Raw genomic sequence first — 12,980 nt, 5'->3', positions numbered from 1 at the left:
GCCGAGTGTGGGGTGTGTTCGGGGTTTCGGGAAAAAGGGGGTGAGGGTGCGGGAGCATCGGGAGGGTGTTGAGTACCGGCGCGCTGCGTGCGCATCTGTTGGCGGCCCGGCTGGCCGGGCCCGTGGCCACCTCGCGCGAGAAGAGCCTGCGGAGCTATCGGCTGTTCGCCGCGCGGGATCCGCGGGTATTGCTCGGGCTCGATCCCGAATGGGCCTGGGACGAGCTCGACGTGATGGCTCTGATGGCCGACAAGTGTGGGGTTTCTGATGATCCGGGATGTGTCACCGGGACTGATGTGATTGACCCCGAGCGGACTCTGGCCGGGCTGGAGGCCTTCGCGCGGAGGCTGGGGGAAGCCGCCGCACGGCGGGTGCCGGTGCTGTTCGGGACCGGGCATCCGCACCGTTTGCTCGAGTTCTACGCCGGCCTCGCAGACGCTTTGTCGGCGGCGGGGTGCCTCGTCCTCACACCCGCGCAGGGGCGATGTGTCGACATAACGACCCGGTTCGGCGTACGTACGTACAGCCTTGACTACGTACGAGGAGTCGCGCTGATGCGCGAACCCGGCGTGCGCGGCCCCGCGAGTGAGACCGGCGCACACAGCCATTCCCCCCTCCCGATCCGGGTCGCGCTCGCCGCTGCGGGGGAAGGCGGCGGCCCTCTGCCCGGACTGGTCGTGGGGGACCACGGGTGGGTCTGCGGTGCAGGTCAGCTCGGTATTGAGGCCATCGGACTCGCAGATACGGACGACCCCGCGCTGTTCGTCGGAGAGGCCGAGGGGCAGGTGTCTGTCGCCGTTCCGCTTGATGACGCTGTGCGGTCTGATTACTACCGGCCGCTTACTCGCTATGTACTCAATCGGGCGTGTCTGTCACAGTAGGTGGTCGATGGCTGCTCCTCTTCCCCACTCGTACCACCCGCCCCTAGTCTGGGAGTGAGCGCACAGCGACGAAGAGTCACCGGAGGGGAAGCCGGTGCGCGTCGGGTGCGGAAGGTACAGGTGGTGGGTCATGGCTGCTGGCAGCGAGAGGCCTCTCAACGAGGTCAAGTTTCTGACCGTGGCGGAAGTCGCCTCGGTGATGCGAGTGTCCAAGATGACCGTGTACCGATTGGTGCACAGCGGTCATCTGCCGGCGATCCGGGTGGGCAGGTCCTTCCGGGTTCCGGAGCAAGCGGTTCACGAGTACCTCCGTGAGTCCTTTGTGGGGGTGGAATCAGCCTGACGAGGGCCTCGGATTACGTCCCTCTCCCGGTGGCGGGTAGGCTAGGCCCTCGTAGGTCGTGTGGGCCCAGACGCCCCGCACCGAGTGAAGAGAAGTGAGCGAGGGTAGTCGTGGGCTCTGTTATCAAGAAGCGGCGCAAGCGGATGGCCAAGAAGAAGCACCGCAAGCTGCTCAAGCGCACCCGCGTTCAGCGTCGCAACAAGAAGTAAGCGGCAGCTGTACGTGACCCGCAGCCCTTCCACCGTCATGGTGGGAGGGCTGCGGTGCGTTCCGGGCCGGGTGGCCCGGGTGCGCGCGTCCGCCGCCATTTCGGGTGTCGTGAGGTCATCACAGAGCAATGCCCAACCGCTACGGTTGCGGCAGGGAAGTCCGAGGGAAGGCGCTGATCTTGGGCAAGGTCGTGCTCGTCACAGGTGTGGCCCGGCAGCTGAGTGGCCGCTTCGTACGGCGCATCCAGCGTGATCCCGAGGTGGAGCGGGTGATCGGCGTCGACATGGTCACCCCCGACCACCCCTTGGGAGACGCCGACTTCGTGCGGGCGGACATCCGCCGGCCCGCCATCGCGCGCGTGCTCGCCGAGCACCGGGTCGACACCGTCGTGCACATGGCCGTCACCGGTACGCCGCTGGGCACCGGCGGCAGCCGTACGTCGGTGAAGGAGACCAACGTCATCGGCACCATGCAGCTGCTCGGCGCGTGCCAGAAGGCGCCGGCCGTGCAGCGGCTCGTCGTGAAGTCGAGTACGAGCGTGTACGGGTCGGCGCCGCGTGACCCCGCCGTCTTCACCGAGACCACACCGCCGAAGTCGTTGCCGAGCGGCGGCTTCGCGAAGGACGCGGTCGAGGTCGAGGGGTACGTACGGGGCTTCGCGCGCCGGCGGCCCGACGTGGCCGTGTGCGTGCTCCGTTTCGCCAACATCCTCGGGCCCTGTGCGGACTCCCCGCTGGCCGATTACTTCTCGTTGCCGGTGCTGCCCACGGTGTTCGGGTACGACCCGCGGCTTCAGTTCGTGCATGAGGACGATGTCATCGACGTTCTGCGCATCGCCTCGCACGACCCGCGGCGCGGAACGATGAACAGCGGGACCTTCAATGTCGCCGGCGACGGGGTGCTGACGCTCTCGCAGTGCTCACGGCGGCTGGGGCGGCCGACCGTGCCGGTGCTGCTGCCCGCCGTCACCTGGGTCGGATCCGCGCTGCGGACCGTCGGGGTGACCGACTTCTCGCCCGAGCAGATCCGGCTGCTGACGCACGGACGGGTCGTCAGGACCGTTCAGATGCGCGAGACACTGGGGTTCGACCCCACGTACACGACCGCGGAGGCATTCTCGGACTTCGCGGACAGCCGGGGCGGGGGTCTGCTGCCGCCCGAGGCTCTTGCCCGTACCGTCGACCGGCTCTCCACTCTCGTCAGCAAGGAGCGCATCTGACATGGCCGATGCCAAGGTCATCCCCTTCGGTGATGAACCGAGGACGAGGCGAGCCAGGCCCAGGTCCAAGGACGCGGTTTCTTCCGCGGCCGCAGCCTCCACCGGGGCCAAGGGGAAGCGCCCGCCGGGGCGCAAGGGCGGGCCGCTCGCGCCCGTACCGGAGCAGCCTGCGGGTCCGGGCGGTGCGGTGGGCGTGGGGGCCGCGGAGACCGTGGCGCCGGAGGAGCCGAAGGCGGGCCCGGGGAGTGGGGGCGGCTGGGACCGGCGGATCGCGGGTGGGCTCGCGTTCCTGCGGCGGCGGCTCACCGGTGACTACGAGGTCGACGAGTTCGGGTATGACGAGGAGCTCACCGACAAGGTCCTGATGTCGACGATCAGGCCCCTCTACGAGAAGTACTTCCGGGTGGAGGTCAAGGGCATCGAGAACATCCCCTCGGAGGGCGGGGCGCTCATCGTCGCCAACCATTCGGGGACGCTGCCGCTGGACGGGCTGATGCTCCAGGCCGCGGTGCACGACAGCCATCCGGCCGGCCGGAACCTGCGGCTGCTCGCGGCTGACCTGGTGTTCATGCTGCCGGTCGTGAACGAGCTGGCCCGCAAGGCCGGGCACACGCTGGCCTGCGCGGAGGACGCGGAGGAGCTGCTGCGGCGGGGCGAGGTCGTCGGTGTGATGCCGGAGGGCTTCAAGGGGATCGGGAAGCCGTTCGGGGAGCGGTACAAGCTGCAGCGGTTCGGGCGGGGCGGGTTCGTCTCCACGGCGCTGCGGGCGGGCGCGCCGATCGTGCCGTGCTCGATCGTGGGGGCGGAGGAGATCTACCCGATGATCGGCAACGCGCGGACGCTGGCGCGGGTGCTCGGGATTCCGTACTTCCCGATCACGCCCACGTTCCCCTGGCTGGGACCGCTGGGGGCGGTGCCGTTGCCGACGAAGTGGACGATCCAGTTCGGGGAGCCGATTCCCACGGAGGGGTATCCGGCGGAGGCGGCGGAGGACCCGATGCTGATGTTCAACCTGACGGATCAGGTGCGGGAGCAGATCCAGCACACCCTGTACAAGCTGTTGGTGCAGCGGCGGTCGGTGTTCTTCTGAGTGCGCGGCGGGGCGGGCAGGGGTATGGGCCCGGTCTCCGGGGAGAGCGGGCCCATGGTGTGGCTGTCCTGCTGCCTTACTCCGGCGCCTTTTCCTCGTCGATGCCCAGGCCCGGGAGGATTCCGGGGAGCAGCGGAGGAACGGTGACGTCGGGGACCGGCGGCCGCCTGTCGCTGTCCTTGGAGGACGGGGGCGACGGGGGTGTCAGGTCGGCCGGCGGGGAATCCAGGAGGTCGCCCGGCTTGCCGCCGAGCAGGCCCTCGTCCTCGGACTTGCCGGGGGACGAGGGAGGGTTGGGCTTGGTGTCACCGCCCGTGCGGCCGCCGGAGGACGTGGTGGTGGAAGGGGCGGGGCGGTCCGTGTCCGGTGTGCCCGTACGGTCCTGGGTGGATCCGGGGCGTTCCGGGTTCCGGGTCGGCTGCGGCGTGGGCGGCAGGAGCGACTGGAGGGGGGCGACCTCTTCGTCCATGGCTTCGAAGACCGAGTTGACCTGGTCGCCCACATCGGTCAGCTGCGCCGGAAGCCGCTCCCGCAGGCTGCTCCATGCTTTGCGGTGCGACTCGGCGAAGGACGACAGGGTCTGGATCGCGCCGATGGAGCCGTCGCGCTCGTAGGCACGGGTGAGGAGGCGGTGGCCTTCGCCCGCGTCGTGTGTCATCCCGCTCAGCGTGCGTCTGACCTCGCCCAGTTGCTCGTGGTCGAGCTCGGCGGCCCGGCCGCGTTCCATGAGGCGGCGGGCCTCCTGGAGGCGGGTCGACGCCTGGTTGAGGTAGAGCTCACCACGGGCGGCGTCGTCGTCGGCCATGCCGAGTTTGACGTCCTCCATACCGCGCTTCAGCCCGTACAGCGAATCACCCGGCAGGGCGTCGGAACTCGCAGCGGCCACTCCGCTGAAGGCTCCTGCGGCCACACCGACGGTGAGCCCGCCCGCAGCGATGCCCTTCGACCATCGGGAGCGCGGGCGCAGCTTCCGGAGCGGGGATGCCCGGTGGGCGCCCCGGCCGGTCCGCTGCTCGGGCACCGTAGGGCCCGTTGGCGTACCGCCCTCGGCGACCATGGCCTCCATGGCGGCGATGAGCTGGGCCCGCTGGACGACTTTGACCTCGGGGTCCAACTCCGGTGACGGCAGCTCGCCGAGACCGTTCGCCAGGGCCAGAAGCCGTGTGGTCTCCGGCCCTTCAGCTGTTTCTTCGGGCTGATCTGCCGCCGTGCCCTGGGGCGTCTGTGCCTCCAGCGCCTGGGCGAAGGCGTTCGCCCGCCGGTGCGCCGATACGTTCGCGATCACTGGCGGCACCTCCTCTCGTCATGACGATCGACTCCCCTGGGGGTCCGGAAGGTTGCACGCCATGAGTGCATCCACCCGATCGAGTGAGTGGCTGCGGGCATGGCGTGACCGCAGGGGGCCTGCATCCCGCACAACGAGCGTCGCGGCACTTGGGTTACGCGCGAAGGATGAACGGACCACAACGTCATGGAGGCGTCACCAACTGTGAGTCGTGGCCGACCGATCGGCGTTTTCGGATGTCAGCGGGCGTCGTCGGGCAGGAGCCGGGCCAGTGTACGTACGGCCCGGTACTGGAGGGTCTTGATCGCCCCCTCGTTCTTGCCCATCACGCGGGCCGTCTCGGCGACCGAGAGCCCTTGGAGGAAGCGCAGGGTGACGCACTCCTGCTGCTGCGGGTTGAGTTTGCGGACCGCTTCGAGGAGAGCCGCGTTGGAGAGGGATTCGAGGACGGAGTCCTCCGGGCTGCGCTCGACCTCGTTGGCGTCGAGCATTTCGCCGGTGGTCACTTCGAGACGGAACCGGCTCGATTTGAAGTGGTCGGCGACCAGGTTGCGGGCGATGGTGACCAGCCAGGCGCCGAAGTCGCGGCCCTGCCAGGTGAAGGTGGAGATGCGGCGCAGGGCGCGCAGGAACGTCTCGCTGGTCAGGTCTTCCGCGGTCGCCTTTCCGCCGACGCGGTAGTAGATGTACCGGTAGACCGTGTCGCTGTACTGGTCGTAGAGGCGGCCGAACGCATCGGCCTCGCCGGCCTGAGCGCGTTCGACGAGGTCCATCATGCGTGCGCTGTCGCTGTCGGCGCTGGGCCGACGGGCGGTGGACGTGCCGGTGCCCGAGCCGGCGCCGCGGCTGCGTCTGGCGACCGCCGCACCGCCGTCGGCCAGGGCGTAGCAGGGGCCGACAAGTGCAGGGGCGGCAAGGGCGGGGACGGCGTACGCGGTGGGGACGAAGCCGCGCAAACGGTCCACGACCGTTGCGCGCAGCGTAGCCAGGCCCGAGGCGTCAACCCCGACGTGTGGGTACACGGGACTCCCAGAGGCAGAGCTTCCAACACGTTCAGTGCGGGACCGTTCACTCGTCGTGCTGACGGGTGGGGTCCGGTATGCGTCTGAGGAGAATAACGCTTCGTACAGGCAGCGCTACACCTAGTTGCTCAAATCGTCGATTCCGTCGCTTCTGTGGCGTCTATGTGACGGTTCGAGTGGCAGGTCGTGATCATTTGCTGATCGGATCACTTCGTAATCTGCGTGATTGCTGAATGCGTTGTGCCCGAGTCGCGGTGGTGGGACTGGCGGCGGGGACGGGAGGGTAGGAGCCCCGGATTGCCTGCCGGGGCTCGCGCGTCGCGGTGGGCCGCTAGCGGCGGCGGCGGTGCAGGGCCATCGCGGCCGCGGTGCCGCCGGCGAGGGCGCCGACCCCGGCGGCCGCCGGGATGCCGACCTTGGCGGCCTTGCGGCCGGTCCGGTAGTCGCGCAGCCGCCACTCGCGTTCGCGGGCGTACTTGCGCAGCTTCGCGTCGGGGTTGATGGCGTACGGATGACCGACGAGCGAGAGCATCGGGATGTCGTTGTGGGAGTCGCTGTACGCCGCGCAGCGGGCCAGGTCGAGGCCCTCGGCGGTGGCCAGGGCGCGGACCGCCTCGGCTTTCGCGGGGCCGTGCAGGGGCTCGCCGACGAGCCTGCCCGTATAAACGCCGTCGACGGACTCGGCGACCGTGCCCAGCGCGCCGGTCAGACCCAGGCGGCGGGCGATGATCGTGGCCGTCTCGACGGGAGCGGCGGTGACCAGCCAGACCTTCTGGCCCGCGTCGAGGTGGGCCTGGGCGAGGGCGCGGGTGCCGGGCCAGATGCGCTCGGCCATGTACTCGTCGTAGATCTCCTCGCCGATGGACATCAGCTCGGAGACGCGGTGGCCCTTGACGATGGACAGCGCGCTCTCGCGGGCGTCCTGCATGTGTTCGGGGTCCTCGACGCCGGCGAGCCGGAACCATGCCTGCTGCCAGGCGAAGCGGGCCAGCTCCTGGCGCTGGAAGAACTTCCGCTTGTACAGGCCGCGGCCGAAGTGGAAGATCGCGGCGCCCTGCATCACGGTGTTGTCGAGATCGAAGAAGGCGGCGGCCCGGTCGTCTCCGACGACGGGGAACGCGGGCTCTCCGGGCGTGCCCGAAGGCGTCGTGCCGAGACCTTCGAGTTCTTCGAGTTCCTGCGACGTCCTGCGTGCTGCCTCGGCTGCTGCCTCTCCCGCCAGCACGCTCCGTGCTGTCGCGGAGCGTCTACGGGGGGTGAGCCATCCCAGTGCGGCCATGGCGTGAGCATAGCCAGTCTGTTCGGTACTTCCCGACCCGGCGGGATGCGGTGGAGTGAACTCTGCGGGACGCCGGCGTTGCGCGGGGGGACGGAAGGCGCGGCCGGACGGGGCCAGAATGGCGGTATGAGTCCCTTGCTGCGACGTGCGCACACGAAGAGGAAGCCCGGCGAGCGGTTGGTCACCCTGGTGGGCAAGCCGGGCTGTCATCTCTGTGACGACGCGAGAGAGGTGGTCGGTGAGGTGTGCGGGGAGCTCGGGGTGCCCTGGGAGGAGAAGGACATCACGCAGGACGAGGAGCTGAACCGGGCGTACTGGGAGCAGATCCCGGTGGTCCTGGTCGACGGCGAGCAGCACACCTTCTGGCGGGTGGACGCGGAGAGGCTGCGCAAGGCGCTGGGTGGCTGACCGAAAGGCGGTTGCCATCATGGGCGTTTTGGGCGATCTCGGGAGCGTGGTCGTGAGGAGTGTGTGCGGTTATGCCCCCTTCGGGTCTTCGGCGAGTCCGCGCGGTCCGCGGTTCCGGGATCGGGCGGCCGGCATGCGTGACCCCGGTCACTTTGGCCGGACAAAACGGACACCATCTTTGTGCACGCGTTCACAAAGGCATAGCCTGCTGGAGACGGGGCGGTCCTGGGACATACGGCCGCCTGCAGCCCCGCTCATCCCGCAGGAGCACCGTGGCAACTGGCCGAAATCACCGACCGGCGACCCGTAGCCGAGGCATTCCCGAGGCCACCGTCGCCCGCCTTCCGCTGTATCTGCGCGCCCTGACGGCGCTCTCCGAGCGCTCGGTCCCCACGGTCTCCTCCGAGGAGCTCGCCGCCGCGGCCGGGGTCAACTCCGCGAAGCTGCGCAAGGACTTCTCGTACCTCGGGTCCTACGGGACGCGTGGTGTCGGATACGACGTCGAGTACCTCGTGTACCAGATCTCCCGTGAGCTGGGGCTGACCCAGGACTGGCCGGTCGTCATCGTCGGCATCGGCAACCTCGGAGCCGCCCTCGCCAACTACGGCGGGTTCGCCTCCCGTGGTTTCCGCGTCGCCGCGCTCATAGACGCCGACCCCGCCATGGCGGGCAAGCCGGTCGCCGGGATTCCCGTGCAGCACACCGACGAGCTCGAAAAGATCATCAAGGACAACGGCGTCTCCATCGGCGTGATCGCCACCCCCGCGGGCGCTGCCCAGCAGGTCAGCGAGCGGCTCATCGCCGCCGGCGTCACCTCGATCCTGAACTTCGCGCCGACTGTCCTCTCGGTGCCGGAAGGGGTCGACGTACGCAAGGTCGACCTCTCCATCGAGCTCCAGATCCTCGCCTTCCACGAGCAGCGCAAGGCCGGCGAGGAAACCGCCGCGTCGGGTGCCGACGTGACGCCGCCGCCCCTGCGCGGGGGGCCGGCCGCGAACCGGAAGGGACCCGACGGGGACGTCCCCGCCGTGATGCCGGCATGAGTCTCCTCGTCGTCGGGCTGAGCCACCGCAGCGCTCCGGTCAGTGTGCTGGAGCGGGCGTCGCTGGCCGCCGACACCCGGGCCAAGCTGCTCCAGGACACCCTCGCCTCGGAGCCGGCGGTCGAGGCCGCCGTACTCGCGACGTGCAACCGCATCGAGCTGTACGCCGACGTGGACAAGTTCCACGCGGGTGTCGCCGAGCTGTCCACGCTGCTCGCGCAGCACAGCGGGGTGGGGCTCGAAGAGCTCACTCCTTATCTTTACGTGCACTACGAGGACCGGGCCGTCCACCACCTCCTGTCGGTGGCGTGCGGGCTCGACTCGATGGTCGTCGGCGAGGGCCAGATCCTCGGCCAGATCAAGGACGCGCTCGCGCTGGGGCAGGAGCTCCACACCGCGGGCCGGCTCCTCAACGACCTCTTCCAGCAGGCCCTGCGCGTCGGCAAGCGGGCGCACTCCGAGACCGGCATCGACCGGGCCGGGCAGTCGCTCGTCACCTTCGGGCTCGAACAGCTCGCCGCCGGTGAGCCGGTCGCCGAGTGGGCCGCGGGCAAGCGGGCGCTGGTGATCGGCGCGGGCTCGATGTCCTCGCTGGCGGCGGCGACGCTCGTACGCACCGGGGTCGCCGAAGTCGTCGTCGCGAACCGGACGCAGGAGCGCGCGCAGCGGCTGGCGGAGATCCTCGGCGAGGCCGGGGGTGTCGCGCGCGCGGTGCCGATGGGCGAGGTGGCGCGCGAGCTGGCACGGGCCGACGTCGTCGTCTCCTGCACCGGCGCGACGGGCCTTGTCCTGACGGCGGAGAACGTCGCCGCCGCGCTCGGGGTGGCCGTGGACAGCGCGGCCGGTGCGGAGCACGCCACGGCCGCGGCGGGACGTGGTGCGGGTGCGGCCGCGGGCTGCCCCGTGCTGGACGAGACCGTCGTCGTGCCCGCCGCCCGGCAGGCCGGCGTCGCCGGACCGGCCGGCTCCATGGAGCAGCACGGCGCCTGGGCCGACAACGCTCTCGCCGTCGCCCAGGGGCGTCCGCGGGAGCGGGCCGGCGTGCGCGGCGGACCGGTGCGGCTCGCGCTGCTCGACCTCGCCATGCCGCGTGACATCGACGCGGCCGTGCACCGGCTCGACGGCGTACGGCTCGTGGACATCGAGTCGCTGGCCGAGGCTTCCGCCGACGCGCCCATGGCCGCAGACGTGGACCAGGTGCGGACCATCGTGTCCGACGAGGTCGCGGCCTTCGGTGCCGCCCAGCGGGCCGCGCAGATCACACCGACCGTCGTCGCCCTGCGCAGCATGGCCGCCGACGTGGTCACCAACGAGGTCGCCCGGCTGGAAGGCCGGCTTCCCGGACTGGACGACAAGCAGCGCGCGGAGATCACGCAGACCGTGCGCCGCGTCGTCGACAAGCTCCTGCACGCGCCCACCGTGCGGGTCAAGCAGCTCGCCAGCGAGCCCGGTGGCGCCGGGTACGCGGACGCGCTGCGTGAACTCTTCGATCTCGACCCTCAGACGGTCGCCGCCGTCAGCAGGGCCGACCTGAACGACACCCCCGACGGTGGGAATAGAGGACGGGCATGACGACTAATGCCTTGAAGCTGGGGACCAGGCGCAGCAAGCTCGCGATGGCCCAGTCCGGACACGTCGCCGAGGCGGTGCGCCGGATCACGGGGCGTCCCGTCGAGCTGGTGGAGATCACCACGTACGGAGACGTCTCGCGCGAGCAGCTCGCGCAGATCGGCGGTACGGGCGTCTTCGTCACCGCACTGCGCGACGCGCTGCTGAGGGGCGAGGTGGACTTCGCGGTCCACTCGCTCAAGGATCTGCCGACCACCCAGCCGGACGATCTGACGCTGGCCGCCGTGCCGCGGCGCGAGGACCCGCGTGACGTGCTCGTCGCGCGCGACGGGCTGACCTTCGCGCAGCTGCCGGCCGGGTCCCGCGTGGGCACCGGATCGCCGCGCCGCATGGCGCAGCTCAACGCGTACGCGCGCGGCCACGGTCTCGACATCGAGACCGTGCCGATTCGCGGAAACATCGACACTCGTGTCGGATATGTACGGAGCGGGGAACTGGATGCGGTGGTTCTGGCCGCCGCCGGCCTCAACCGCATCGGCAGGATCGACGAGGTGACCGAGTTCCTGGCGGTCGACCTGGTCCTGCCCGCCCCCGGCCAGGGGGCCCTGGCAGTCGAGTGCGCCGCCACGAGCGTCGACCTCGCTGCCGCGCTCGCCGAGCTCGACGACCCGCACTCGCGGGCCGCCGTGACCGCCGAGCGATCCCTGCTCGCCGCCCTGGAGGCCGGTTGCAGCGCACCTGTGGGTGCACTGGCCGACCTGCTGGCCGACGGACAGGTTGTCAACGAAATGCGCCTGCGCGGCGTCGTCGGTTCGACCGACGGCTCCGAGCTGGTGCAGCTGTCCACCACCGGTCCCGTACCCACGTCGCACAACGACGCCATGTCTCTCGGTCGCGAACTCGCCGCCGAGATGCTCGCGAAGGGTGCGGCCGGTCTTATGGGGGAGCGAGCACAATGAGCCCCACCACCTCTGCCTCTGTACCTTCGGCGTTCTCCGCATCAGGACACGTCACCTTCCTCGGCGCCGGACCCGGTGATCCCGGTCTGCTGACGCTGCGCGCCGTCGAGGCGCTCGCGAACGCGGACGTGCTGATCGCCGAGCCGCACGTGCTCGACGTCGTGCGCACCCATGCGAGGGCGGGCGTAAGCACGCCTCAGCTGACGGTGGTTGACGATGTGTCAACAGCCGCCGGGATCCCCGCGATCAGGGATGCGGTCAATCTTGTCATGGAGGCCGCGCGGGGCGGCAGGCGGGTCGTGCGTGCGATCTCCGGTGACCCCGGTCTCGACGGCAACGCGGGCGAGGAGATGCTCGCCTGCGCCGCCGAGGGCATTCCCTTCGAGGTCGTGCCCGGCGTCGCGTCGGGCGTCGGCGTGGCCGCGTACGCCGGTGTGCCGCTGCGCGACGGACGGGGCGCCGATGTGCGCTTCGTGGACGCGCGCAGCGCCGACGACAGATGCTGGGCCGAAATCGGCTCCAGCGACGCCACGGCCGTGGTCTCCACGACGCTGGATTCGGTCGCCGCCGCGGCGGCCGAGCTGGTTTCGGCCGGGCGCAAGCCCGATACGCCGATGTCGGTCACGGTCGCCGGTACGACGACCAGGCAGCGCACCTGGAACGCGACGCTCGGCACGGTCGCCCAGATCCTGAAGCAGGCGAAGGTGCTGCCTTCGCCCGAGGGCCACCAGCCCGTCATAGCCGTGGTCGGCGAGCGCAGCGCCGCTGCCCAGCGCGAACAGCTGTCGTGGTTCGAGTCGAAGCCGCTGTTCGGGTGGCGGGTGCTGGTTCCGCGGACGAAGGAGCAGGCGGCGTCGCTCTCCGACCAGCTGCGGTCCTACGGCGCGGTGCCGCACGAGGTGCCGACCATCGCCGTCGAGCCGCCGCGCACCCCCCAGCAAATGGAGCGGGCGGTCAAGGGGCTCGTCACGGGACGGTACGAGTGGATCGCCTTCACGTCGGTGAACGCGGTGAAGGCCGTCCGGGAGAAGTTCGAGGAGTACGGGCTCGACGCCCGCGCCTTCGCAGGGATCAAGGTCGCCGCGGTGGGCGAGCAGACGGCCGCCTCGCTGGTCGAGTTCGGTGTCAAGCCGGACCTCGTGCCGAGCGGGGAGCAGTCGGCGGCCGGGCTGCTGGAGGACTGGCCGCCGTACGACCCGGTCTTCGACCCGATCGACCGGGTCTTCCTGCCGCGGGCGGACATCGCCACCGAGACGCTGGTCGCGGGGCTGATCGAGCTCGGGTGGGAGGTCGACGACGTCACGGCGTACCGGACCGTGCGGGCGTCGCCGCCGCCGGCGGACACGCGCGAGGCGATCAAGGGCGGCGGGTTCGACGCGGTGCTGTTCACCTCGTCGAGCACGGTGCGGAACCTGGTCGGCATCGCCGGCAAGCCGCACAACGTGACCGTGATCGCGTGCATCGGTCCTGCCACCGCCAAGACGGCGGAGGAGCACGGACTGCGGGTCGACGTCCTGTCGCCGGAGCCCTCGGTGCACAAGCTGGCCGAGGCGCTGGCCGACTTCGGCGCGCAGCGGCGCGGGGCGGCGATCGCGGCGGGCGAGCACGTGACGCGGCCGAGCGAGCGGCGGCCGGGGTCCCGGCGGCGGCGGACCACTTAACGCGAGGCGCGG

At 70.5% G+C, this 12,980-nt stretch carries 13 protein-coding genes; 10 read left to right on the top strand and 3 right to left on the bottom strand.

The genetic code is table 11. From position 1 onward, the window contains the following. Window positions 1-65: 65 nt before the first annotated feature. From BN1555_RS13970 to BN1555_RS13950, 5 genes are all read left to right on the top strand, one after another. On the top strand, window positions 66-881 hold the full coding sequence (locus BN1555_RS13970; RefSeq protein ID WP_093799692.1) for a phosphatase: 816 nt from the start codon (window positions 66-68) through the stop codon (window positions 879-881). 130 nt (window positions 882-1,011) lie between these two features. Beyond that, window positions 1,012-1,224, top strand: coding sequence for a helix-turn-helix domain-containing protein (locus BN1555_RS13965; protein WP_014046653.1), 213 nt, complete (start codon window positions 1,012-1,014; stop codon window positions 1,222-1,224). Window positions 1,225-1,334: 110 nt separating this feature from the next. Then, complete coding sequence (locus BN1555_RS13960; RefSeq protein ID WP_003948845.1) at window positions 1,335-1,433, top strand: 30S ribosomal protein bS22; 99 nt, start codon at window positions 1,335-1,337, stop codon at window positions 1,431-1,433. Between the two features lie 179 nt (window positions 1,434-1,612). Further along, window positions 1,613-2,653 (top strand): NAD-dependent epimerase/dehydratase family protein, encoded by a 1,041-nt coding sequence (locus BN1555_RS13955; protein ID WP_093799690.1) that lies wholly within the window; start codon window positions 1,613-1,615, stop codon window positions 2,651-2,653. 1 nt (window position 2,654) lies between these two features. Further along, on the top strand, window positions 2,655-3,743 hold the full coding sequence (locus tag BN1555_RS13950) for a lysophospholipid acyltransferase family protein (protein ID WP_093799689.1): 1,089 nt from the start codon (window positions 2,655-2,657) through the stop codon (window positions 3,741-3,743). A gap of 76 nt (window positions 3,744-3,819) precedes the next feature. On the opposite strand, the gene BN1555_RS13945 is transcribed toward BN1555_RS13950, so the two are convergent. From BN1555_RS13945 to BN1555_RS13935, 3 genes are all read right to left on the bottom strand, one after another. Further along, complete coding sequence (locus BN1555_RS13945) at window positions 3,820-5,028, bottom strand: DUF5667 domain-containing protein (RefSeq protein WP_093799688.1); 1,209 nt, start codon at window positions 5,026-5,028, stop codon at window positions 3,820-3,822. 239 nt (window positions 5,029-5,267) lie between these two features. Further along, window positions 5,268-6,050, bottom strand: coding sequence for an ECF subfamily RNA polymerase sigma factor, BldN family (locus BN1555_RS13940; protein ID WP_093799687.1), 783 nt, complete (start codon window positions 6,048-6,050; stop codon window positions 5,268-5,270). Window positions 6,051-6,381: 331 nt separating this feature from the next. Next, entirely contained in the window at window positions 6,382-7,329 is a 948-nt protein-coding gene (locus tag BN1555_RS13935) for an HAD family hydrolase (RefSeq protein WP_093799686.1), read from the bottom strand. A 126-nt stretch (window positions 7,330-7,455) separates the two neighbouring features. Here BN1555_RS13935 and BN1555_RS13930 point away from each other — a divergent pair, with 126 nt between their 5' ends. The 5 genes from BN1555_RS13930 to BN1555_RS13910 all read left to right on the top strand — a co-directional run bounded on the left by BN1555_RS13930 (window position 7,456) and on the right by BN1555_RS13910 (window position 12,968). Continuing rightward, window positions 7,456-7,737, top strand: a complete 282-nt coding sequence (locus BN1555_RS13930) for a glutaredoxin family protein (RefSeq protein ID WP_093799685.1) — start codon at window positions 7,456-7,458, stop codon at window positions 7,735-7,737. 272 nt (window positions 7,738-8,009) lie between these two features. Beyond that, the gene (locus tag BN1555_RS13925; RefSeq protein ID WP_093799684.1) at window positions 8,010-8,780 is read left to right on the top strand and encodes a redox-sensing transcriptional repressor Rex; all 771 of its coding nucleotides are present in this window, start codon (window positions 8,010-8,012) and stop codon (window positions 8,778-8,780) included. Further along, window positions 8,777-10,351, top strand: a complete 1,575-nt coding sequence (locus BN1555_RS13920) for a glutamyl-tRNA reductase (protein WP_093799683.1) — start codon at window positions 8,777-8,779, stop codon at window positions 10,349-10,351. Before BN1555_RS13925 ends, BN1555_RS13920 begins: the two co-directional genes overlap by 4 nt. Continuing rightward, a complete protein-coding gene (hemC, locus tag BN1555_RS13915) occupies window positions 10,348-11,307 on the top strand; it encodes a hydroxymethylbilane synthase (protein ID WP_093799682.1) in 960 nt (319 codons plus the stop codon). The genes BN1555_RS13920 and hemC overlap by 4 nt, the downstream gene beginning before the upstream one ends. Continuing rightward, window positions 11,304-12,968 (top strand): bifunctional uroporphyrinogen-III C-methyltransferase/uroporphyrinogen-III synthase, encoded by a 1,665-nt coding sequence (locus tag BN1555_RS13910; RefSeq protein WP_093799681.1) that lies wholly within the window; start codon window positions 11,304-11,306, stop codon window positions 12,966-12,968. The genes hemC and BN1555_RS13910 overlap by 4 nt, the downstream gene beginning before the upstream one ends. The last annotated feature ends 12 nt before the right edge of the window (window positions 12,969-12,980 follow it).

Source organism: Streptomyces sp. Wb2n-11, assembly GCF_001049855.1.
GTDB lineage: Bacteria > Actinomycetota > Actinomycetes > Streptomycetales > Streptomycetaceae > Streptomyces > Streptomyces altiplanensis.
This window is presented reverse-complemented; position numbering and strand designations above follow the sequence as displayed.

What these genes read in the sequence shown, in the direction of transcription:
- BN1555_RS13965 (WP_014046653.1), top strand. Translation starts at nt 1,012, where the DNA reads ATGGCTGCTGGCAGCGAGAGGCCTCTCAACGAGGTCAAGTTTCTGACC.
- BN1555_RS13950 (WP_093799689.1), top strand. Translation starts at nt 2,655, where the DNA reads ATGGCCGATGCCAAGGTCATCCCCTTCGGTGATGAACCGAGGACGAGG.
- BN1555_RS13935 (WP_093799686.1), bottom strand. Translation starts at nt 7,329, where the DNA reads ATGGCCGCACTGGGATGGCTCACCCCCCGTAGACGCTCCGCGACAGCA.
- BN1555_RS13930 (WP_093799685.1), top strand. Translation starts at nt 7,456, where the DNA reads ATGAGTCCCTTGCTGCGACGTGCGCACACGAAGAGGAAGCCCGGCGAG.
- BN1555_RS13920 (WP_093799683.1), top strand. Translation starts at nt 8,777, where the DNA reads ATGAGTCTCCTCGTCGTCGGGCTGAGCCACCGCAGCGCTCCGGTCAGT.
- hemC (WP_093799682.1), top strand. Translation starts at nt 10,348, where the DNA reads ATGACGACTAATGCCTTGAAGCTGGGGACCAGGCGCAGCAAGCTCGCG.
- BN1555_RS13910 (WP_093799681.1), top strand. Translation starts at nt 11,304, where the DNA reads ATGAGCCCCACCACCTCTGCCTCTGTACCTTCGGCGTTCTCCGCATCA.